The sequence below is a fragment of the Marinomonas fungiae genome (genome assembly GCF_001418205.1).
Lineage (GTDB): Bacteria > Pseudomonadota > Gammaproteobacteria > Pseudomonadales > Marinomonadaceae > Marinomonas > Marinomonas fungiae.
Window position 1 is genome coordinate 315,380 of the sequence record NZ_LIQF01000004.1, and the last position, 18,252, is coordinate 333,631.

The 18,252-nt window shown below is 46.3% G+C and carries 30 protein-coding genes; 29 read left to right on the plus strand and 1 reads right to left on the minus strand.

The window, feature by feature from the left end; all coding sequences use genetic code 11:
- The first annotated feature begins 39 nt into the window (after positions 1 to 39).
- The 29 genes from tuf (at position 40) to rplQ (ending at position 15,211) form a co-directional block, all read left to right on the plus strand.
- Positions 40 to 1,263 carry an elongation factor Tu gene (gene tuf, locus ASC49_RS08490; RefSeq protein WP_055462801.1) on the plus strand — a complete coding sequence of 408 codons (1,224 nt, stop codon included), beginning with the start codon at positions 40 to 42 and terminating at the stop codon, positions 1,261 to 1,263.
- Between the two features lie 198 nt (positions 1,264 to 1,461).
- Complete coding sequence (rpsJ, locus tag ASC49_RS08495) at positions 1,462 to 1,773, plus strand: 30S ribosomal protein S10 (protein WP_012071937.1); 312 nt, start codon at positions 1,462 to 1,464, stop codon at positions 1,771 to 1,773.
- 127 nt (positions 1,774 to 1,900) lie between these two features.
- The gene (gene rplC / locus ASC49_RS08500) at positions 1,901 to 2,539 is read left to right on the plus strand and encodes a 50S ribosomal protein L3 (RefSeq protein WP_055462802.1); all 639 of its coding nucleotides are present in this window, start codon (positions 1,901 to 1,903) and stop codon (positions 2,537 to 2,539) included.
- Between the two features lie 12 nt (positions 2,540 to 2,551).
- The gene (rplD, locus tag ASC49_RS08505) at positions 2,552 to 3,157 is read left to right on the plus strand and encodes a 50S ribosomal protein L4 (RefSeq protein ID WP_055462803.1); all 606 of its coding nucleotides are present in this window, start codon (positions 2,552 to 2,554) and stop codon (positions 3,155 to 3,157) included.
- On the plus strand, positions 3,154 to 3,450 hold the full coding sequence (rplW, locus tag ASC49_RS08510; RefSeq protein ID WP_055462804.1) for a 50S ribosomal protein L23: 297 nt from the start codon (positions 3,154 to 3,156) through the stop codon (positions 3,448 to 3,450). The genes rplD and rplW overlap by 4 nt, the downstream gene beginning before the upstream one ends.
- A gap of 14 nt (positions 3,451 to 3,464) precedes the next feature.
- Positions 3,465 to 4,289 carry a 50S ribosomal protein L2 gene (rplB, locus tag ASC49_RS08515; RefSeq protein ID WP_055462805.1) on the plus strand — a complete coding sequence of 275 codons (825 nt, stop codon included), beginning with the start codon at positions 3,465 to 3,467 and terminating at the stop codon, positions 4,287 to 4,289.
- A 15-nt stretch (positions 4,290 to 4,304) separates the two neighbouring features.
- Complete coding sequence (rpsS, locus tag ASC49_RS08520; protein ID WP_055462806.1) at positions 4,305 to 4,580, plus strand: 30S ribosomal protein S19; 276 nt, start codon at positions 4,305 to 4,307, stop codon at positions 4,578 to 4,580.
- A gap of 16 nt (positions 4,581 to 4,596) precedes the next feature.
- Positions 4,597 to 4,929: a 50S ribosomal protein L22 gene (gene rplV / locus ASC49_RS08525; protein ID WP_055462807.1), complete on the plus strand. Its 333-nt coding sequence runs from the start codon at positions 4,597 to 4,599 to the stop codon at positions 4,927 to 4,929.
- Positions 4,930 to 4,943: 14 nt separating this feature from the next.
- Complete coding sequence (rpsC, locus tag ASC49_RS08530; protein ID WP_055462808.1) at positions 4,944 to 5,624, plus strand: 30S ribosomal protein S3; 681 nt, start codon at positions 4,944 to 4,946, stop codon at positions 5,622 to 5,624.
- Positions 5,625 to 5,634: 10 nt separating this feature from the next.
- Positions 5,635 to 6,048, plus strand: a complete 414-nt coding sequence (gene rplP / locus ASC49_RS08535) for a 50S ribosomal protein L16 (RefSeq protein ID WP_055462809.1) — start codon at positions 5,635 to 5,637, stop codon at positions 6,046 to 6,048.
- A complete protein-coding gene (gene rpmC / locus ASC49_RS08540; protein ID WP_055462810.1) occupies positions 6,049 to 6,240 on the plus strand; it encodes a 50S ribosomal protein L29 in 192 nt (63 codons plus the stop codon).
- A 1-nt stretch (position 6,241) separates the two neighbouring features.
- On the plus strand, positions 6,242 to 6,508 hold the full coding sequence (gene rpsQ / locus ASC49_RS08545; protein ID WP_055462811.1) for a 30S ribosomal protein S17: 267 nt from the start codon (positions 6,242 to 6,244) through the stop codon (positions 6,506 to 6,508).
- A gap of 51 nt (positions 6,509 to 6,559) precedes the next feature.
- Positions 6,560 to 6,928 (plus strand): 50S ribosomal protein L14, encoded by a 369-nt coding sequence (gene rplN, locus ASC49_RS08550; RefSeq protein ID WP_055462812.1) that lies wholly within the window; start codon positions 6,560 to 6,562, stop codon positions 6,926 to 6,928.
- A gap of 17 nt (positions 6,929 to 6,945) precedes the next feature.
- A complete protein-coding gene (rplX, locus tag ASC49_RS08555; RefSeq protein ID WP_055462813.1) occupies positions 6,946 to 7,263 on the plus strand; it encodes a 50S ribosomal protein L24 in 318 nt (105 codons plus the stop codon).
- Between the two features lie 17 nt (positions 7,264 to 7,280).
- Positions 7,281 to 7,820 carry a 50S ribosomal protein L5 gene (gene rplE / locus ASC49_RS08560; protein WP_055462814.1) on the plus strand — a complete coding sequence of 180 codons (540 nt, stop codon included), beginning with the start codon at positions 7,281 to 7,283 and terminating at the stop codon, positions 7,818 to 7,820.
- A gap of 12 nt (positions 7,821 to 7,832) precedes the next feature.
- The gene (gene rpsN, locus ASC49_RS08565) at positions 7,833 to 8,138 is read left to right on the plus strand and encodes a 30S ribosomal protein S14 (protein ID WP_055462815.1); all 306 of its coding nucleotides are present in this window, start codon (positions 7,833 to 7,835) and stop codon (positions 8,136 to 8,138) included.
- A 129-nt stretch (positions 8,139 to 8,267) separates the two neighbouring features.
- A complete protein-coding gene (gene rpsH / locus ASC49_RS08570; RefSeq protein WP_055462816.1) occupies positions 8,268 to 8,660 on the plus strand; it encodes a 30S ribosomal protein S8 in 393 nt (130 codons plus the stop codon).
- 8 nt (positions 8,661 to 8,668) lie between these two features.
- Complete coding sequence (rplF, locus tag ASC49_RS08575; RefSeq protein ID WP_055462817.1) at positions 8,669 to 9,202, plus strand: 50S ribosomal protein L6; 534 nt, start codon at positions 8,669 to 8,671, stop codon at positions 9,200 to 9,202.
- Between the two features lie 13 nt (positions 9,203 to 9,215).
- Complete coding sequence (gene rplR, locus ASC49_RS08580) at positions 9,216 to 9,566, plus strand: 50S ribosomal protein L18 (RefSeq protein ID WP_055462818.1); 351 nt, start codon at positions 9,216 to 9,218, stop codon at positions 9,564 to 9,566.
- Positions 9,567 to 9,576: 10 nt separating this feature from the next.
- Positions 9,577 to 10,077 (plus strand): 30S ribosomal protein S5, encoded by a 501-nt coding sequence (gene rpsE / locus ASC49_RS08585; RefSeq protein WP_055462819.1) that lies wholly within the window; start codon positions 9,577 to 9,579, stop codon positions 10,075 to 10,077.
- A 6-nt stretch (positions 10,078 to 10,083) separates the two neighbouring features.
- Positions 10,084 to 10,269: a 50S ribosomal protein L30 gene (gene rpmD / locus ASC49_RS08590; protein WP_055462820.1), complete on the plus strand. Its 186-nt coding sequence runs from the start codon at positions 10,084 to 10,086 to the stop codon at positions 10,267 to 10,269.
- 1 nt (position 10,270) lies between these two features.
- Positions 10,271 to 10,705: a 50S ribosomal protein L15 gene (gene rplO, locus ASC49_RS08595; RefSeq protein WP_055462821.1), complete on the plus strand. Its 435-nt coding sequence runs from the start codon at positions 10,271 to 10,273 to the stop codon at positions 10,703 to 10,705.
- The gene (gene secY / locus ASC49_RS08600; protein WP_055462822.1) at positions 10,706 to 12,037 is read left to right on the plus strand and encodes a preprotein translocase subunit SecY; all 1,332 of its coding nucleotides are present in this window, start codon (positions 10,706 to 10,708) and stop codon (positions 12,035 to 12,037) included.
- A gap of 19 nt (positions 12,038 to 12,056) precedes the next feature.
- Positions 12,057 to 12,170 (plus strand): 50S ribosomal protein L36, encoded by a 114-nt coding sequence (rpmJ, locus tag ASC49_RS08605; RefSeq protein ID WP_055462823.1) that lies wholly within the window; start codon positions 12,057 to 12,059, stop codon positions 12,168 to 12,170.
- A 120-nt stretch (positions 12,171 to 12,290) separates the two neighbouring features.
- Positions 12,291 to 12,647 carry a 30S ribosomal protein S13 gene (gene rpsM, locus ASC49_RS08610; RefSeq protein ID WP_055462824.1) on the plus strand — a complete coding sequence of 119 codons (357 nt, stop codon included), beginning with the start codon at positions 12,291 to 12,293 and terminating at the stop codon, positions 12,645 to 12,647.
- A gap of 68 nt (positions 12,648 to 12,715) precedes the next feature.
- Positions 12,716 to 13,108 carry a 30S ribosomal protein S11 gene (gene rpsK, locus ASC49_RS08615; RefSeq protein ID WP_009836290.1) on the plus strand — a complete coding sequence of 131 codons (393 nt, stop codon included), beginning with the start codon at positions 12,716 to 12,718 and terminating at the stop codon, positions 13,106 to 13,108.
- 15 nt (positions 13,109 to 13,123) lie between these two features.
- Positions 13,124 to 13,744: a 30S ribosomal protein S4 gene (rpsD, locus tag ASC49_RS08620; RefSeq protein WP_055462825.1), complete on the plus strand. Its 621-nt coding sequence runs from the start codon at positions 13,124 to 13,126 to the stop codon at positions 13,742 to 13,744.
- Between the two features lie 36 nt (positions 13,745 to 13,780).
- On the plus strand, positions 13,781 to 14,785 hold the full coding sequence (locus ASC49_RS08625; protein WP_055462826.1) for a DNA-directed RNA polymerase subunit alpha: 1,005 nt from the start codon (positions 13,781 to 13,783) through the stop codon (positions 14,783 to 14,785).
- A 42-nt stretch (positions 14,786 to 14,827) separates the two neighbouring features.
- A complete protein-coding gene (gene rplQ, locus ASC49_RS08630) occupies positions 14,828 to 15,211 on the plus strand; it encodes a 50S ribosomal protein L17 (RefSeq protein WP_055462827.1) in 384 nt (127 codons plus the stop codon).
- Positions 15,212 to 15,331: 120 nt separating this feature from the next.
- Here the strand turns inward: rplQ and uvrA are convergent, their stop codons facing one another.
- Positions 15,332 to 18,154 carry an excinuclease ABC subunit UvrA gene (uvrA, locus tag ASC49_RS08635; protein ID WP_055462828.1) on the minus strand — a complete coding sequence of 941 codons (2,823 nt, stop codon included), beginning with the start codon at positions 18,152 to 18,154 and terminating at the stop codon, positions 15,332 to 15,334.
- Between the last annotated feature and the right edge of the window lie 98 nt (positions 18,155 to 18,252).

An 18,252-nucleotide genomic window follows, 5' to 3' on the forward strand; every position in this document is an offset into this window, starting at 1 on the left:
TTTAATCATCATACTTACTAATCATAAGGTGTATGTATCATGGCAAAAGCAAAGTTCGAACGTAGTAAACCACACGTTAACGTTGGTACAATCGGTCACGTTGACCACGGTAAAACTACCCTAACAGCAGCACTTACTCGCGTATGTGCAGAAGTATTCGGCGGTACAGCTGTAGCGTTTGACGGTATCGACAACGCTCCAGAAGAGCGTGAGCGTGGTATCACAATCTCTACTTCTCACGTAGAGTACGATTCAACTGATCGTCACTACGCACACGTAGACTGTCCTGGACACGCCGATTATGTTAAGAACATGATCACTGGTGCTGCTCAGATGGACGGCGCGATCCTTGTTTGTGGTGCGACTGACGGTCCAATGCCACAAACTCGTGAGCACATCCTTCTTTCTCGTCAGGTAGGTGTACCTTACATCGTTGTATTCCTAAACAAAGCAGACCTTCTAGCTGAAGACTGTGGCGGTGCTGACACTGAAGAATACGCAGAGATGCTAGAGCTTGTAGAGATGGAACTACGTGACCTTCTTTCTGAGTACGACTTCCCAGGTGATGACACTCCAATCATCCCAGGTTCTGCCCTAATGGCATTGAACGGCGAAGACGACAACGAAATGGGTACAACTGCTGTTAAGAAACTAGTTGAAACTCTAGACACTTACATTCCTGAGCCAGAGCGTGCAATCGACGGTGCATTCATCATGCCTATCGAGGACGTATTCTCTATCCAAGGTCGTGGTACTGTAGTAACTGGTCGTGTTGAGCGCGGTATCATCAAAGTTGGTGAAGAAGTTGAAATCGTTGGTATCAAAGATACTACTAAAACAACTTGTACTGGCGTTGAGATGTTCCGTAAGCTTCTAGACGAAGGTCGTGCTGGTGAGAACTGTGGTATCCTTCTTCGTGGTACTAAGCGTGACGAAGTTCAACGTGGTCAAGTACTAGCTAAGCCAGGTTCTATCACTCCTCATACTGAGTTCCAAGCGGAAGTATACGTACTTTCTAAAGATGAAGGTGGTCGTCACACTCCATTCTTCAAAGGTTACCGTCCACAGTTCTACTTCCGTACAACTGACGTAACTGGTTCTTGTGAACTTCCAGAAGGCGTAGAGATGGTTATGCCTGGTGACAACATCCAGATGACTGTTACTCTAATTCACCCAATCGCGATGGACGAAGGTCTACGTTTCGCGATCCGTGAAGGTGGCCGTACAGTAGGTGCTGGTGTAGTTGCTAAAGTTCTTAAATAATTTTTGCTTCAGCAGAAATTCTAAGTAACTGAGTAAAAAAGGCTGCTCTTTGGGCAGCCTTTTTTTATGAGGGCTGTTTTTAAAATTGGTTACTTGACAACCAATTTTAAAGCGGCTAACATTCGCCGTCCTTAAATAAGGATGGTAAGTCAAATTCTGTACAGATGACTTATCTGAACATAGTATTTGGAGTTGGAAATGCAAAGCCAAAAAATCCGTATTCGTTTGAAAGCTTTCGATCACCGTCTGATTGATGCTTCAACGCAAGAGATTGTGGACACTGCTAAGCGCACTGGCGCTCAAGTACGTGGTCCAATTCCACTTCCTACTCGCAAAGAACGTTACACAGTGCTGATTTCTCCACACGTAAACAAAGATGCGCGTGATCAATACGAAATCCGTACACACAAACGTGTTCTAGACATCGTTGAGCCAACAGAAAAAACTGTTGACGCTCTAATGAAGCTAGATCTTGCGGCAGGCGTGGAAGTACAAATTTCTTTGGGCTAATCCCCAAAGTTTTAGGGGTGCGATAACCAGCAAGTATTTGTTGGCCTAAGCACAATAGTGGAACGATCTGGAATGGTCGGCCGTAGCGGGTGATAGCCCCGTACACAACTGGCAATTGAGGTATAAAATGGCTATTCAATTAGTCGGACGTAAAGCCGGAATGACACGTATCTTCAACGAAGATGGTGTATCCGTGCCAGTAACCGTTATCGAGGTTGAACCGAACCGTGTAACACAGGTGAAGAACGCAGAAACTGATGGCTACTCAGCTGTACAAGTAACTGTAGGTACTCGCCGTGCAACTCGTGTAAACAAAGCTGCTGCAGGTCACTTTGCAAAAGCTAATGTTGAAGCGGGCCGTGGTTTGTGGGAGTTCCGCCTTTCTGGTGACGAAAAAGAAATCAATGTTGGCGACGAGCTAACAGTAGCGGATTTTGAAGCTATTACTAAAGTTGACGTAACTGGTCAATCTAAAGGTAAAGGTTTCCAAGGTGGCGTTAAACGTCACAACTTCCGTACGCAAGATGCTACACACGGTAACTCATTGTCTCACCGTGCTCCTGGTTCCATCGGTCAATGTCAAACACCTGGTCGTGTTTGGAAAGGCAAAAAGATGGCTGGTCACATGGGCGCAGCTCAAGTAACAACTCAGTCTCTAGAAGTTGTTCGCGTTGATGCTGAGCGTAACCTTATCCTTGTTAAGGGTGCGGTTCCTGGCGCTGTAAATGGTGACGTAATCGTTCAACCAGCAGTTAAAGCTCGCTAAGAGGGGTAGACAATGAACTTGAATCTAACAGGTGCTGAAGGAACTGTAGAAGTTTCTGACGTAACCTTTGCGCGTGAATACAACGAAGCGCTAGTTCACCAGGTTGTAACTTCTTACCTGGCTGGTGCTCGTCAAGGCTCTCGTGCTCAGAAAACTCGCTCTGAAGTAGCCGGTGGTGGTAAAAAGCCATGGCGTCAAAAAGGTTCTGGCCGCGCACGTGCTGGTACAATCCGTAGTCCTCTATGGCGTACTGGTGGCGTAACTTTCGCTGCTAAACCTCAAGATCACTCTCAGAAAGTAAACAAGAAGATGTATCGTGCAGCAATGCGCACCATCTGGTCTGAGCTTGCTCGTCAAGGCCGTCTTGTTGTAGTTGAAGAGCTTTCTATCGAAGCTCCTAAAACTAAGCTTTTCAAAGCTAAAATGGCTGAATTGAATGTTGAGAACGCGTTAGTAGTAGCGCAAGAGCTAGACAGCAACCTGTTCCTAGCTGCTCGCAACATTCCGAACGTTGACGTTCGTGATGCAGCGTCTGTTGACCCTGTTAGCTTGATTGCATACGACAAAGTGTTGGTGACAGTTGGTGCTCTGAAACAAGTTGAGGAGGCACTAGCATGATCGGCGAACGCATTTATAAAGTGTTGTTAGGTCCACACATCTCTGAGAAAGCGACTATCGTTGCAGAAGGTAACGGTCAGTACGTATTCCGCGTAGTAAAAGACGCGACGAAACCAGAGATTAAACAAGCAATCGAAGCGTTGTTTGAAGTCAAAGTTGAATCTGTACGCACGTTGAACCAAAAAGGTAAAACAAAGCGCACAGTTCGTGGTCTAGGCAAGCGTAGCGACGTTAAAAAAGCGTACGTACGTTTGGCAGAAGGCCAAGAAATTGATTTCTTGGGCGCTGAATAAGGGGAGATAGGTCAATGGCTGTTGTAAAAAGTAAGCCAACGTCTGCAGGCCGTCGTCACGTTGTTAAAGTTGTTAACACTGACTTGCATAAAGGTGCGCCATACGCTCCTTTGCTAGACAAAAAAAGCAAGTCTGGTGGCCGTAACAACAACGGACGCATCACTACGCGTCACGTAGGTGGTGGTCATAAGCAGCATTACCGTGTTGTAGATTTCCGTCGTAACAAAGATGGCATCCCAGCGGTAGTTGAGCGTTTGGAATATGATCCAAACCGTTCTGCACACATTGCACTAGTTAAATATGCTGATGGTGAGCGTCGTTACATTATCGCTTCCAAAGGTATGGAAGCTGGTTCTGTTGTTTCTAGCGGTGCAAATGCCCCTATCAAAACAGGTAACACTTTGCCTCTGCAAAACATCCCTGTAGGTAGTGTGGTTCACTGTATCGAGCTTAAGCCAGGTAAAGGTGCGCAAATCGCACGTTCTGCTGGTGCTTCTGCTCAGCTTGTTGCTCGTGAGGGTCGTTACGTAACTCTTCGCCTACGTTCTGGCGAAATGCGTAAAGTTCTTACTGAGTGTCGTGCAACTCTAGGTGAAGTATCTAACTCTGAGCACACTCTACGTGTTCTAGGTAAAGCTGGTGCTAAGCGCTGGCGCGGTGTTCGTCCTACAGTTCGCGGTGCGGCAATGAACCCGGTTGACCACCCACACGGTGGTGGTGAAGGTCGTAGCTCTGGTGGTCGTCACCCAGTTACTCCTTGGGGTGTTCCTACTAAAGGTCATAAGACTCGTAAGAACAAACGTACTGATAAACTTATTGTACGTCGTCGTACTAAGTAATAAGAGGAAACGACTGTGCCACGTTCACTAAAAAAAGGTCCTTTTATCGACCTTCATTTGTTGAAAAAGGTAGAGGCTGCGGTAGAAAAGAATGACCGTCGTCCAATTAAAACTTGGTCGCGCCGTTCTACAATCTTCCCTGAATTCGTAGGGTTGACTATCGCTGTCCATAATGGTCGCCAGCATGTCCCAGTTCTAGTATCTGAGGATATGGTCGGTCATAAATTGGGTGAGTTCGCTCCGACCCGTACCTACAAGGGTCACGCTGCGGACAAGAAAGCCAAACGGTAATTAAGGGGTATTAATCATGAGTGAAGTAAGCGCTTCATTGAAGGGTGCTCGCCTCTCAGCGCAGAAGGCCCGTTTGGTAGCAGATCAAATCCGCGGCAAATCTGTAAGCGAAGCACTGAACATTTTGGCGTTCAGTCCTAAAAAGGCGGCAGCAATTGTCAAGAAAGTACTAGAGTCTGCTGTAGCAAACGCTGAGCATAACGAAGGTGCTGATATCGATGACTTGCGTGTTTCTACGATCTACGTTGACGAGGCTATGACTCTAAAACGTATCAAGGCTCGTGCCAAAGGCCGTGCTGATCGTATTTTAAAACGCGGTTGCCATATTACAGTTAAAGTCGCTGACTAATTAGGAGATACCCAATGGGTCAGAAGGTTCATCCAACTGGAATTCGCCTAGGGATAGTTAAAGACCATACTTCTACTTGGTATGCGAACAACCAAAACTACTCTAAGCAACTTTTAAACGATCTTCAGGTACGTAAATACCTAGAAGAAAAACTTGTTCAGGCTTCTGTTTCTCGTATCGAGATCCAGCGTCCTGCACAAACAGCTCGTATTACTATTCACACTGCTCGTCCAGGTATCGTGATTGGTAAGAAAGGCGAAGATGTTGAGAAACTACGTAACGCTGTATCTGCAATGATGGGCGTGCCAGTTCACATCAACATCGAAGAAATTCGTAAACCAGAACTAGATGCTAAATTGGTTGCGCAAAATATTGCTGGCCAGCTAGAGCGTCGTGTTATGTTCCGTCGTGCAATGAAGCGTGCAGTACAAAACGCTATGCGTGCCGGCGCGAAGGGTATCAAGGTTCAGGTAAGTGGTCGTCTGGGCGGTGCAGAAATCGCACGTGCAGAATGGTACCGTGAAGGTCGTGTGCCTCTACACACTCTACGCGCTGACATCGACTACGCTACTTATGAAGCTCTAACAACTTACGGCATCATCGGTGTTAAAGTTTGGATCTTCAAAGGCGAAATCTTGGGCGGTATTGAACAAGTGCGTGCTGATAAAGGCGCACAGAAGAAGAAGTCTAAGTAGGGGGTAGTCAATGTTACAGCCGAAACGTACTAAGTTCCGTAAGATGCAAAAAGGCCGTAACCGCGGTCTAGCACTTCGCGGTAACCAAGTTAGCTTTGGTGAATTCGGATTGAAATCGACTGAACGTGGTCGAATCACCGCTCGTCAAATTGAAGCGGCGCGTCGTGCAATGACTCGTCACATCAAGCGTGGTGGTAAAATTTGGATCCGTGTATTCCCAGATAAGCCTATTACTCAGAAGCCTCTAGAAGTGCGTCAGGGTAAAGGTAAAGGTAGCGTAGAATACTGGGTGGCTCAAATCCAACCAGGTAAGATGCTTTATGAAGTTGAGGGTGTATCTGAATCTCTAGCTCGCGAAGCTTTCGCGCTAGCAGCAGCTAAGCTTCCTCTAGCTACAACTTTCGTAACGCGTACGGTGATGTAGATGAAAGCAAAAGAATTGCAAGAAAAGTCTGTAGCTGAGCTACAGCAGACCTTGATCGAACTACTACGTGAGCAATTTACTCTGCGTATGCAGAAAGCCACTGGTCAGTTGGCTCAAACGCATTTGCTCTCGCAAGTTCGCCGCAATATCGCACGTGTTAAAACCGTGCTAAATGATAAGGCAGGTAACTAAGATGGCAAGTGTAGAAACTCAAGCTCGTACAGCTACTGGTAAAGTAGTAAGCGATAAGATGGATAAATCCATCGTGGTACTAGTTGAGCGTACTGAACGTCACCCGCTATACGGTAAGTTCGTTCGTCGTTCTTCTAAACTACACGCTCATGATGAAAACAACGAGTGTCAAGTTGGTGATACAGTTAAGGTTGTTGAAACACGTCCTTACTCTAAAACTAAAACTTGGAAACTGGTTCAGGTTGTTGAGAAAGCAGCTGCTGTATAAGCAGCTCCTTCCTTCATGAGACTTGTTATCTAATTTGATTGGAGAGCAGAAATGATTCAAACAGAATCGATGCTTGATGTAGCAGATAACAGCGGCGCAAAGCGCGTTCAGTGTATTAAAGTACTGGGTGGCTCACATCGTCGTTATGCTACAATTGGTGACGTAATTAAAGTCACAGTTAAAGAAGCGATCCCACGTGGTCGTGTTAAGAAAGGCCAAGTTATGAACGCAGTTGTCGTTCGAACTAAGAAAGGTGTGCGTCGTCCTGATGGCTCAGTGATCCGTTTTGATGTAAACTCAGCGGTTCTATTGAACGCATCTGGCGCGCCGATTGGTACACGTATCTTTGGCCCTGTGACACGTGAGTTGCGTACAGAGCAATTCATGAAAATTGTTTCTCTTGCACCAGAAGTGCTGTAAGAGTTAGGGGACCGAATATGCGTAAAATCAAACGTGACGATGAAGTCGTAGTAATTGCTGGTAAAGACAAAGGCAAACGCGGCAAAGTTGTTAAAGTAGTAGACGAGAACCGCGTAATTGTTTCTGGCATCAATATGGTCAAGAAACATGAAAAGCCAAACCCTATGAAGGGTACGACTGGCGGCATCGTTGAAAAAGAAGCACCTATCCAGGTTTCTAACGTAGCCATTTTTAACAATGCTACAGGTAAAGCGGATCGCGTAGGCTTTAAGGTAAATGAAGACGGTACTAAAGTACGTGTTTTCAAATCTAACAGCGCAGCGATTGACGCCTAAGAGCGAGAATTATAGCCATGGCGAGACTTAAGCAAGTTTATAAAGATCAAGTAGTTGCTAAACTGACTGAACAGTTTGACTACAAAAACGTAATGGAAGTGCCTAAAATCACTAAAATTACGTTGAACATGGGTGTTGGTGAAGCTATCGCAGACAAGAAACTTCTTGAGAATGCGGTAAATGATCTTACAGCACTTAGCGGCCAAAAAGTTGTAGTAACAAAAGCGCGCAAATCTGTTGCGGGCTTTAAAATCCGTGACGGTTACCCGATCGGTTGTAAAGTTACTCTACGTGGCGACCGTATGTGGGATTTCTTCGACCGTTTGGTTGATGTTGCTATTCCACGTATCCGTGACTTCCGTGGTTTGAACCCGAAGTCTTTTGACGGACGCGGTAACTACAGCATGGGTGTTAAAGAGCAGATCATCTTCCCAGAAATCGATTACGATAAAGTAGACCGTGTACGTGGTATGGATATTACCATTACAACGACTGCTCGTACCGACGAAGAAGGTCGTGCTTTGCTAGCCGCCTTTAGTTTCCCTTTCAAGAAATAAGAGGTAGGAATCATGGCTAAAGTATCAATGATTCAACGCGAAGCTAAGCGCACAAAATTAGTAGCTAAGTACGCTGAAAAGCGTGCTGCTCTAAAAGCGATCATTAACGACGTTAATGCATCGGACGATGAAAAGTGGGAAGCAACGCTTAAACTGCAAGCGCTTCCACGCGATTCATCTTCTTCACGCCAGCGTAACCGTTGTCAGGTTACTGGTCGTCCACACGGTGTATTCCGTCGCTTCGGCTTGTCTCGTATCAAGCTACGTGAAGCAGCGATGCGCGGTGACGTACCAGGCTTGAAGAAAGCTAGTTGGTAAGCAAGTAGAGCACTATCATAATACATTGCAGTGAGGGGGTGTCCAAATACTGGACATTCCGCTCGCTGCTGTGTACTATGCGCGAGCTCTATTTGCTGCACAATGGTTTTTTCTATTAGGAGCTCTTAAATGAGTATGCAAGATACACTTGCGGATATGTTTACTCGTATCCGTAACGCACAGTTGGCTGCAAAAACAACTGTGTCTATGCCTTCATCAAAAATGAAGGTGTCTGTTGCTAACGTTCTTCGTGAAGAAGGTTATGTAAACAGTGTTAGCGTTGAAGAAGGCGTTAAGCCTACTCTTACTATCGAACTTAAATACTTCGACGGTAAGCCAGTAATCGAAGAGATCAAGCGCGTCTCTCGCCCAAGTTTGCGTCAATACAAAGCATCAGCAGACCTACCAAAAGTAGAAGCAGGCCTAGGCGTTGCTATCATCTCTACTTCTAAAGGTCTTATGACTGATCGTGCAGCTCGTGCTGCTGGTATTGGTGGCGAAGTAATCTGCACAGTATTCTAGGAGTTAGTATGTCTCGAGTTGCGAAAAGCCCTGTGACGCTTCCTAGTGGTGTAGAAGTTACTCTAAAAGGCCAGTCAATCGCTGTTAAAGGTGGTAAAGGTCAGTTAGAGTTTAACGTCCACGCAAGCGTTGAAGTTAAGCAAGAAGAAAACGTTCTTACTTTTGCTCCACGTGATGGTGCAAAACAAAGCCGTGCACTAGCTGGTACTACTCGTGCCCTAGTTAACAACATGGTTACTGGTGTTAGCCAAGGCTTTGAAAAACGTCTACTACTACAAGGTGTAGGTTACCGTGCTGCTGTTAAAGGCAACGTTTTGAACCTAGCACTAGGTTTCTCACACCCAGTAGATTACGAGTTGCCAGAAGGCATTACTGCTGAGTGTGCATCTCAAACTGAAATCGTTCTTCGCGGTATCGACAAGCAAGCGCTAGGTCAAGCGGCTGCTGAAGTTCGCGGCTTCCGTCCACCAGAGCCATACAAAGGCAAAGGTGTTCGCTATGCTGACGAAGTTGTTCGCCGTAAAGAAGCTAAGAAAAAGTAGTAGGTAAGCATTCATGAACACTAAGAAACAATCTCGAATTCGTCGTGCTCGCCGCACACGTTTGCATATTCGTGACCTAGGTGCGAACCGTCTTACTGTAAATCGCACGCCACGTCACATGTATGCGCAAGTTATTTCGCCATGTGGTAGTAAGGTTCTAGCAAGCGCTTCTACTCTAGACGCGAGCCTACGTTCTTCTGCGACTGGTAACAAAGATGCAGCTGCTAAAGTAGGTGCACTTATTGCTGAACGTGCTAAAGAAGCTGGCATCACTGCTGTTGCTTTCGACCGTTCTGGCTTCAAATACCACGGTCGCGTTCAAGCGCTAGCTGATGCTGCGCGTGAAGCTGGTCTAGAGTTCTAAGGGGTAGCAAATGGCAGTTAACGAACAACAAACTAGCGATCTACAAGAGAAGCTAGTACAAGTAAACCGCGTTGCTAAAGTAGTTAAGGGTGGTCGTATCTTCTCTTTCACTGCTTTGACAGTAGTTGGTGATGGTAACGGTAAAGTGGGCTTCGGTCGTGGTAAAGCACGTGAAGTTCCTCAAGCTATCCAAAAAGCAATGGAGCAAGCTCGCCGCAACATGGTAAGCGTTGCTCTTGATGGCGACACACTACAATACCCAGTTAAAGCGGTTCACGGTGCATCTAAAGTGTACATGCAGCCAGCTTCTCAAGGTACTGGTGTAATCGCGGGTGGTGCAATGCGTGCGGTTCTAGAAATCGCAGGCGTTCACAACGTACTAGCTAAATGCTACGGTTCAACTAACCCTGTAAACGTTGTTCGCGCAACGATCAAAGGTTTGGCTGACATGCGTGCACCTGAGCAAATCGCTGCAAAACGCGGTAAGTCTGTCGATCAAATTTTGGGGTAATGTGAAATGGCTAACAAAACCATCTCAGTACAACTGACTCGTAGCCCAATCGGTCGTCTTCCAAAGCACCGTGAAACAGTTAAAGGCTTGGGTCTTAAAAAGATCGGTCAAGTTCGTGAGCTAGAAGATACACCTTCAGTTCGTGGCATGATCAATAAAGTTTATTACATGGTTAAAGTGGTAGGAGAGTAACATGTTCCTAAATACTATTCGCCCTGGCGAAGGTAGCAAGCATGCTCCTAAACGTGTAGGCCGCGGTATTGGTAGCGGTTTGGGCAAAACTGGCGGTCGAGGCCATAAAGGTCTTAAGTCTCGTTCAGGTGGCTCAGTTAAACCAGGTTTTGAAGGTGGTCAGATGCCTATCCAGCGTCGTCTACCGAAATTTGGTTTCACTTCACGTCAGGCTCAGTATGTAGCTGAAGTTCGTCTAAACGAACTAGCCGCAGTGAATGCAGAAGTTGTAGATTTGGCTGCTCTTAAAGCTGCCGACATCCTAGGTGACAAAATTAAGACAGCGAAAGTTATCTTGTCTGGCTCTATTGAGAAAGCAGTGACTGTACGTGGCCTTAAAGTTACTAAAGGTGCTCGTGCTGCGATCGAAGCAGCTGGCGGAAAGATCGAGGAATAGATGACAAAGCGTGGCTCACTACCAGCAGGAATGCAAAGCGGACTTGGCGAGCTTTGGGCTCGAATCCGTTTTGTTTTTCTAGCAATTATTGTATATCGAATCGGTGCACACATCCCGGTACCTGGCATTAACCCAGATCGCTTGTCTGCACTGTTTGACCAGAACGAAGGCACAATCCTGAGTTTATTTAACGTATTCTCAGGCGGCGCATTGGAGCGTATGAGTATTTTTGCTCTAGGTATCCTGCCCTATATTTCTGCCTCGATCATTATGCAGTTATTGACAGTGGTGAGTCCGCAACTAGAGCAACTTAAGAAGGAAGGTGAAGCGGGTCGTCGTAAGATTACCCAGTACACTCGTTACGGTACGGTTCTTCTTGCACTTGTTCAGTCTGCCTCTATGGCGGTCGGCCTAGCTAGCCAAGGCATTTCGTTCAGTTCAGGTTTGGAGTTCTACGCGGTTGCGGTGGTTACTCTTGTAGCTGGTACGGTTTTCTTGATGTGGTTAGGTGAGCAGGTTACTGAAAAAGGCATTGGTAATGGTATTTCTATCCTTATCTTTGCCGGTATCGTTGCAGGTCTTCCTTCTGCTCTAGGTCGTTCATTTGAATCGGCCCGTCAAGGTGATATCAATATCCTTGCGCTGCTTTTGATTGGTGTGTTGGCAATCGCTACCATCGCGTTCGTAGTCTTTATTGAACGTGGTCAGCGTCGTATTACCGTCAACTATGCTAAGCGTCAGCAGGGTAAAAAGGTGTTTGCCGCACAAAAGAGCCATTTGCCGCTTAAAGTGAATATGGCGGGTGTAATCCCACCAATCTTTGCTTCTAGTATTCTTCTGTTCCCAGCGTCGATCGGCCAATGGTTCGGTCAAGGTGAGGGGATGGAGTGGTTGCAAAATATTTCTTTGGCTCTAGCTCCTGGGCAACCGCTATATGTGCTGTTGTTTGCGATAGCAATTGTTTTCTTTTGCTTCTTTTATACAGCGCTGGTGTTCAACCCTAAAGATGTGGCAGATAACTTGAAAAAGTCCGGTGCGTTCTTGCCGGGCATTCGTCCAGGCGACCATACAGCTCGATATATCGACGGTGTTATGACTCGTTTGACGCTATTCGGTGCATTGTATATCACGCTAGTGTCATTGATGCCTCAGTTCTTTGTTGTGGCATGGAATGTTCCTTTCTACTTCGGTGGTACTTCGATGTTGATCGTAGTCGTCGTGGTGATGGACTTCATGTCTCAAGTACAAAGTCACTTGATGAGTCATCAATACGAATCATTAATGAAAAAGTCTAATCTGACTGGATATGGTCCAAATGGCCTAATGCGTTAAGCATAGGTTGGAGTTGAACATGAAAGTACGTGCATCTGTAAAGAAAATCTGTCGTAACTGTAAAATCGTTCGTCGTAACGGTTCAGTTCGAGTGATCTGTTCTGAGCCTCGTCACAAACAACGTCAAGGCTAATAGCTAGATTATTCGATGATGGGAGGGTGGTTGATTTTTGTCCGCTATGCTGGCATAATCTGCCACCCTCATGAAAGCAAAGTGATGAAGTGATTCATCCATAACAACGGAGTAAAGTGAATGGCCCGTATAGCCGGTGTCAATATTCCTGACAATAAACATGCGGTCATTTCTCTAACTTACATCTTCGGGATTGGTCGCACTCGCTCAAAAGAAATCTGCCAAGCTGCAGGTATCGAAGAAACCGCTAAAATCGGTTCTCTAAGCGATGAAGTGCTAGACCGTCTACGTGGCGAAGTTGCTAAGTTTACTGTAGAGGGTGACCTCCGCCGTGAAGTCAGCATGTCTATCAAACGTTTGATGGACTTAGGCTGTAACCGTGGTATCCGTCACCGCCGCAGCTTACCAGTTCGTGGTCAACGTACCAAAACGAACGCTCGTACGCGAAAAGGCCCTCGTAAGCCAATTCGTAAGTAATTCAACGCGTTTCGCTCTAGTACATTAAGTCTACTAGAGCTGAGCATTAGATTTAGGAAAAGTGCAATATGGCTAAGCCAGCAACGCGCAATACCAAGAAAAAAGTCAAAAAGACGGTCGTCGACGGTGTTGCTCATGTACATGCGTCTTTCAACAACACGATCGTGACTATCACTGATCGCCAAGGCAATGCTTTGTCTTGGGCGACTGCGGGTGGTTCAGGTTTCCGTGGCTCTCGTAAAAGTACTCCTTTCGCTGCACAGGTTGCTGCGGAACGTGCAGGTGCTGTTGCGCAAGAGTTCGGTCTTAAGAACGTTGACGTAATGATCAAGGGCCCTGGTCCTGGTCGTGAATCCGCAGTTCGTGCATTGAATGCACTAGGTCTGCGCATCAATAACATCACAGACGTGACGCCAATTCCGCACAACGGTTGCCGTCCGCCTAAGAAACGTCGCGTTTAAGAGGAGACAGAACACATGGCTCGTTATTTAGGTCCTACTTGTAAACTGTCTCGTCGTGAAGGCACAGACTTACAACTTAAAAGTGGCTCACGCGCTCTAGAATCAAAATGTAAAGCAGAAACAGTTCCTGGTGTGCACGGTGCACGTCGTGGTCGTCTTTCTGATTACGGTCTACAGCTACGTGAAAAACAAAAAGTTCGTCGTATTTACGGCATTCTTGAAAAACAATTCCGCAACTACTACAAAGAAGCTGCTCGCATCAAAGGTGCAACTGGTGAAAACCTTCTGCAACTTCTTGAGTCACGCCTAGACAACGTAGTTTACCGTGCAGGCTTCGGCTCTACACGTGCGGAAGCTCGTCAGCTAGTTGGCCACAAGGCTATCCTAGTTAACGGCGAAGCGGTTAACATTGCATCTTTCCAGGTTAAAGCTGGTGATGTTGTGTCTATCCGTGAAAAAGCTAAGAAGCAGTTGCGTGTACAAAACGCACTAGAGCTATCTAAAAATCGTTCGCCGATCCACTGGATCGAAGTTGATTCAACTAAATTGGAAGCAACTTACAAAGCTGCTCCAGAGCGTGCCGATTTATCAGCTGAAATTAATGAGAACCTAATCGTCGAGCTTTACTCTAAGTAATAGCTAGATGGTTAGGATTAAGAAATAGGTGGATCTATGCAGCGTTCAGTGAGCGAATTGTTAACCCCACGCAACATCGAAGTACAAGAGCTAGGCCAATCACGTGCTAAAGTGACACTACAGCCACTAGAACGTGGTTTTGGTCACACTTTGGGCAACGCGTTGCGTCGTATCCTTTTGTCTTCTATGCCTGGTTGTGCAATTGTCGAAGTAGAAATCGACGGTGTATTGCATGAGTACAGTGCGATTGAAGGGGTAAAAGAAGACGTTATTGAAATTCTTCTTAACCTAAAAGGAGTTGCGATCGCTCTACACGGGCAAGATGAAGCAACTCTAACACTAAGTAAGAAAGGTCCTGGTGTCGTGACAGCTGGTGATATCCAACTTGTTTCTGATGCTGAGATTTCTAACCCAGATCATGTTATCTGTCACCTTGATGATACTGCTGAACTAAATATGCAGATCAAGGTAGCACGTGGTCGTGGTTATGAGCCTGCTGACGCTCGTGTTGCTAGCGACGATGAGACTCGTCCAATTGGTCGCTTGCAGCTGGATGCCTCTTTCAGTCCTGTTCGCCGTGTTGCGTACAGCGTAGAGAATGCTCGTGTAGAGCAGCGTACTGACCTAGATAAGCTTGTCATTGACATCGAATCTAACGGTACAATCGACGCTGAAGAAGCAATTCGTCGTGCAGCGACTATTCTACAACAACAGATCGCGGTATTTGTCGCTCTAGAGAGTGAAAGCGAGACAGTTGTAGAAGAAGAAGAGGATGAGATTGATCCGATTTTGCTACGCCCGGTTGATGATCTTGAGCTAACCGTTCGCAGTGCTAACTGTCTGAAAGCAGAAAACATCTACTACATCGGTGATTTGATTCAGCGTACAGAGGTTGAGCTACTTAAAACGCCTAACCTAGGTAAGAAATCATTAACTGAAATTAAAGATGTTTTAGCACAGCGCGGTCTGTCTTTGGGAATGCGTCTAGAAAACTGGCCACCAGCTAGTTTGAAAGACGATAGCAAAGTTCTAGCTCGCTAGATCATTGTTCCCTGACCACCGTAGTTTGGTAAGGAATATATAATGCGTCATCGTAAGAGTGGACGTCACTTAAACCGTACTAGCTCTCATCGCAAAGCGATGTTCAAAAACATGGCTGCTTCTCTATTCGAGCACGAAGTTATTAAAACTACGTTGCCGAAAGCCAAAGAACTTCGTCGCGTTGCTGAGCCTTTGATCACATTGGCGAAAGAAGATTCGGTTGCGAATCGTCGCCTAGCCTTTGCACGTACTCGTAGCAAAGATGCAGTAGGTAAATTGTTCTCTGAGCTTGGTCCTCGTTACCAAGGTCGTCCTGGTGGTTACGTTCGCATTCTAAAATGCGGCTTCCGCGCAGGTGACAATGCACCTATGGCTTACGTTGAACTGGTTGATCGTCCAGTTGCGGAAGCTGCAGACGCTGAATAATACAGCATTTGCTTTAAAAAAGCCGAGCTTATAGCTCGGCTTTTTTGTGTCTAGAAGTTACTTAAGTGCTTCTGTAGTAAATTAAAAAAAGGAGCGGTTAAGCTCCTTTTTTGCTGAGGCTTAGGCCAGCATGGGTTTTAAGAAGCGTGCCGTATGAGAGGTTTTATGTTCGGCTACTTTTTCTGGCGTGCCTTCGGCAATAATGTAACCACCCCCACTACCTCCTTCAGGACCTAGATCGACAATCCAATCCGCTGTCTTGATGACATCCAAGTTATGCTCAATGACCACAATGGTGTTGCCGTGGTCGCGTAGGCGATGCAGAACAGAAAGCAGTAACTCTATGTCGGCAAAGTGCAACCCCGTCGTGGGTTCGTCCAATATGTACAGGGTCTTGCCGGTATCTCGTTTTGACAGTTCTTTGGCGAGTTTAACCCGCTGTGCTTCACCACCAGATAATGTGGTAGCAGCTTGACCGAGGCGAATATAGCCAAGCCCCACATCAATTAATGTTTGCAATTTGCGAGCAATGGACGGCACTGGATCAAAGAACTCACGCGCTTCTTCAATGGTCATCTCTAAGCATTCGTGAATGTTTTTACCCTTGTAAGTGATTTCAAGCGTTTCTCGATTATAGCGTTGCCCTTTACAGACATCACATGGTACATAAACATCTGGTAAGAAGTGCATTTCGACTTTAATGACACCGTCACCCTGACAGGCTTCACAACGACCACCCTTAACGTTAAAAGAGAAACGCCCAGGTTTGTAGCCACGGGAGCGAGCTTCTTGAGTGGCGGAAAATAGCTCACGCATAGGCGTAAAGATGCCAGTATAAGTCGCTGGATTAGAGCGCGGGGTGCGACCGATGGGGCTCTGGTCAATATCAACGCATTTGTCGAAATGATCCAGCCCTTCGATGCTTTCATGCGGTGCGGCAGTAAGGGTAGTGGCTCCATTTAAGGCAGTTGCAGCTAAGGGGAATAAGGTGCCATTGATTAAGGTCGATTTACCTGAGCCCGAAACCCCAGTGACACAGGTCATCACGCCGACGGGGATATTTAAGGTGACATCATTTAGATTGTTACCCTTTGCTCCATGTAACGTAAGCTGCTTACCCTGCGTCGCTTGATGGCGTATAGCAGGTATTTCAATCTTACGTTTTCCAGTTAAGTATTGGCCTGTTATCGATGCCTCACAGGCCATAATGTCTTCTGGTGTCCCAGAAGCAATTACTTGTCCACCATGGACACCAGCTCCCGGGCCAATATCAATTAGATGGTCAGCCACACGAATGGCATCCTCATCGTGTTCGACCACAATCACAGTGTTCCCTAAATCACGTAAGCGCGTTAGAGTGCTGATCAAGCGCTCATTGTCTCGCTGGTGCAAACCAATTGAAGGCTCATCGAGAATATACATAACGCCCACTAAACCGGCACCGATTTGGCTAGCTAAGCGAATTCGCTGGGCTTCGCCGCCAGATAGAGAGTCCGCTTTACGATCCAATGTTAGGTAATCTAGGCCTACGTTGACTAAGAAGCTTAAGCGATCACGGATCTCTTTGAGGATCTTTTCGGCGATTTCACCTTTCGCCCCAGATAGTTTTAGCTCTTCAAAATATTGTAGGCATTCGGCGATCGGCTTTTTGACAATATCGGGTAATGTTTCGTTGGCAATAAAAACATTTCGCGCCGCTTTATTTAACCTCGTACCATGACAAGAGCTGCAAGGCTTGGTGCTAATGTACTGGGAAAGGTCGTCACGAACTGAGTCCGACTCGGTCTCATGGTATCGGCGATTCAAGTTTGGTAGTACGCCTTCAAAGACATGGGAACGGATCATCTTGTCGCCACGTTCGTTGATGTAAACGAAGTCGATTTTGTCTTTACCCGAACCATTTAAAATAACGTTTTGGTATTCTTTCGGAATGTCTTTGAATTTCGCGTCTATATCAAAGCCATAGAAGTTTGCTAACGCATTGAGCTGTTGGAAATAGAAAATACTACGTCGCCCCCAGCCGCGAATGGCCCCTTCACCAAGAGTTAGGTTTTCATCTTGGATAACACGCTCTGCATCGAATGCTTGCTCTGTCCCCAAACCATCACAAGTCTGACAAGCGCCATTTGGGTTGTTGAACGAAAATAGGCGAGGCTCAAGCTCGGTGATTGCGTAGCCACAGACTGGGCAAGCAAATTTACTGGAGAACACTAGCTCGTCCGCCTCGTCGTCCATGTTGATGACTTTAGCGATACCGTCGGATAGCGATAAACAGGTTTCAAAAGATTCTGCTAAACGCAGTTGAAGATCCGATCGTACCTTAAAGCGATCAATCACAACTTCGATAGTGTGTTTTTTATTTTTCTCTAGTGCAGGAGCATCGTCTAAGTCCACTACAATGCCGTCAATTCGAGCTCGCACAAAGCCCTTCGATAATAGCTCGCTGATGGTGTGCAAATGCTCACCCTTACGATCCTTAATGATCGGTGCCAACATCATCATTTTGCTTTCTTCTGGCAGCGATAATACTTTATCGACCATTTGGCTGATGGTTTGTGCTTCTAAGGGCTCGCCGTGATCGGGGCAGCGTGGTTGTCCTGCACGGGCAAACAGCAAACGCAGGTAGTCGTAAACTTCGGTAATGGTGCCGACAGTCGAGCGCGGGTTGTGTGACGTCGACTTTTGCTCAATGGAGATCGCTGGTGAAAGGCCTTCAATATGGTCTATGTCGGGCTTTTCCATCATGGACAGGAACTGACGTGCGTAAGTCGAGAGGGATTCGACATAACGACGTTGGCCTTCGGCGTACAGGGTGTCAAATGCAAGAGATGATTTGCCTGACCCTGAGAGTCCGGTAATCACTACCAGCTTATCGCGAGGAATGTCCAAATCGATGTTTTTAAGATTGTGGGTCCGCGCACCGCGAAGGGTAATAGTGTCCATGAGTCTCCAAAATGTAATGCAACCAAGGAAAAAGTCATTCAAAATAGAATAACTGTCTATTTTTACAGTAGTTAAAATAGAGCTTCAACGGTATTTTT

What these genes read in the sequence shown, in the direction of transcription:
- tuf (WP_055462801.1), top strand. Translation starts at nt 40, where the DNA reads ATGGCAAAAGCAAAGTTCGAACGTAGTAAACCACACGTTAACGTTGGT.
- rpsJ (WP_012071937.1), top strand. Translation starts at nt 1,462, where the DNA reads ATGCAAAGCCAAAAAATCCGTATTCGTTTGAAAGCTTTCGATCACCGT.
- rplC (WP_055462802.1), top strand. Translation starts at nt 1,901, where the DNA reads ATGGCTATTCAATTAGTCGGACGTAAAGCCGGAATGACACGTATCTTC.
- rplD (WP_055462803.1), top strand. Translation starts at nt 2,552, where the DNA reads ATGAACTTGAATCTAACAGGTGCTGAAGGAACTGTAGAAGTTTCTGAC.
- rplW (WP_055462804.1), top strand. Translation starts at nt 3,154, where the DNA reads ATGATCGGCGAACGCATTTATAAAGTGTTGTTAGGTCCACACATCTCT.
- rplB (WP_055462805.1), top strand. Translation starts at nt 3,465, where the DNA reads ATGGCTGTTGTAAAAAGTAAGCCAACGTCTGCAGGCCGTCGTCACGTT.
- rplV (WP_055462807.1), top strand. Translation starts at nt 4,597, where the DNA reads ATGAGTGAAGTAAGCGCTTCATTGAAGGGTGCTCGCCTCTCAGCGCAG.
- rpsC (WP_055462808.1), top strand. Translation starts at nt 4,944, where the DNA reads ATGGGTCAGAAGGTTCATCCAACTGGAATTCGCCTAGGGATAGTTAAA.
- rplP (WP_055462809.1), top strand. Translation starts at nt 5,635, where the DNA reads ATGTTACAGCCGAAACGTACTAAGTTCCGTAAGATGCAAAAAGGCCGT.
- rpmC (WP_055462810.1), top strand. Translation starts at nt 6,049, where the DNA reads ATGAAAGCAAAAGAATTGCAAGAAAAGTCTGTAGCTGAGCTACAGCAG.
- rpsQ (WP_055462811.1), top strand. Translation starts at nt 6,242, where the DNA reads ATGGCAAGTGTAGAAACTCAAGCTCGTACAGCTACTGGTAAAGTAGTA.
- rplN (WP_055462812.1), top strand. Translation starts at nt 6,560, where the DNA reads ATGATTCAAACAGAATCGATGCTTGATGTAGCAGATAACAGCGGCGCA.
- rplX (WP_055462813.1), top strand. Translation starts at nt 6,946, where the DNA reads ATGCGTAAAATCAAACGTGACGATGAAGTCGTAGTAATTGCTGGTAAA.
- rplE (WP_055462814.1), top strand. Translation starts at nt 7,281, where the DNA reads ATGGCGAGACTTAAGCAAGTTTATAAAGATCAAGTAGTTGCTAAACTG.
- rpsN (WP_055462815.1), top strand. Translation starts at nt 7,833, where the DNA reads ATGGCTAAAGTATCAATGATTCAACGCGAAGCTAAGCGCACAAAATTA.
- rpsH (WP_055462816.1), top strand. Translation starts at nt 8,268, where the DNA reads ATGAGTATGCAAGATACACTTGCGGATATGTTTACTCGTATCCGTAAC.
- rplF (WP_055462817.1), top strand. Translation starts at nt 8,669, where the DNA reads ATGTCTCGAGTTGCGAAAAGCCCTGTGACGCTTCCTAGTGGTGTAGAA.
- rplR (WP_055462818.1), top strand. Translation starts at nt 9,216, where the DNA reads ATGAACACTAAGAAACAATCTCGAATTCGTCGTGCTCGCCGCACACGT.
- rpsE (WP_055462819.1), top strand. Translation starts at nt 9,577, where the DNA reads ATGGCAGTTAACGAACAACAAACTAGCGATCTACAAGAGAAGCTAGTA.
- rpmD (WP_055462820.1), top strand. Translation starts at nt 10,084, where the DNA reads ATGGCTAACAAAACCATCTCAGTACAACTGACTCGTAGCCCAATCGGT.
- rplO (WP_055462821.1), top strand. Translation starts at nt 10,271, where the DNA reads ATGTTCCTAAATACTATTCGCCCTGGCGAAGGTAGCAAGCATGCTCCT.
- secY (WP_055462822.1), top strand. Translation starts at nt 10,706, where the DNA reads ATGACAAAGCGTGGCTCACTACCAGCAGGAATGCAAAGCGGACTTGGC.
- rpmJ (WP_055462823.1), top strand. Translation starts at nt 12,057, where the DNA reads ATGAAAGTACGTGCATCTGTAAAGAAAATCTGTCGTAACTGTAAAATC.
- rpsM (WP_055462824.1), top strand. Translation starts at nt 12,291, where the DNA reads ATGGCCCGTATAGCCGGTGTCAATATTCCTGACAATAAACATGCGGTC.
- rpsK (WP_009836290.1), top strand. Translation starts at nt 12,716, where the DNA reads ATGGCTAAGCCAGCAACGCGCAATACCAAGAAAAAAGTCAAAAAGACG.
- rpsD (WP_055462825.1), top strand. Translation starts at nt 13,124, where the DNA reads ATGGCTCGTTATTTAGGTCCTACTTGTAAACTGTCTCGTCGTGAAGGC.
- ASC49_RS08625 (WP_055462826.1), top strand. Translation starts at nt 13,781, where the DNA reads ATGCAGCGTTCAGTGAGCGAATTGTTAACCCCACGCAACATCGAAGTA.
- rplQ (WP_055462827.1), top strand. Translation starts at nt 14,828, where the DNA reads ATGCGTCATCGTAAGAGTGGACGTCACTTAAACCGTACTAGCTCTCAT.
- uvrA (WP_055462828.1), bottom strand. Translation starts at nt 18,154, where the DNA reads ATGGACACTATTACCCTTCGCGGTGCGCGGACCCACAATCTTAAAAAC.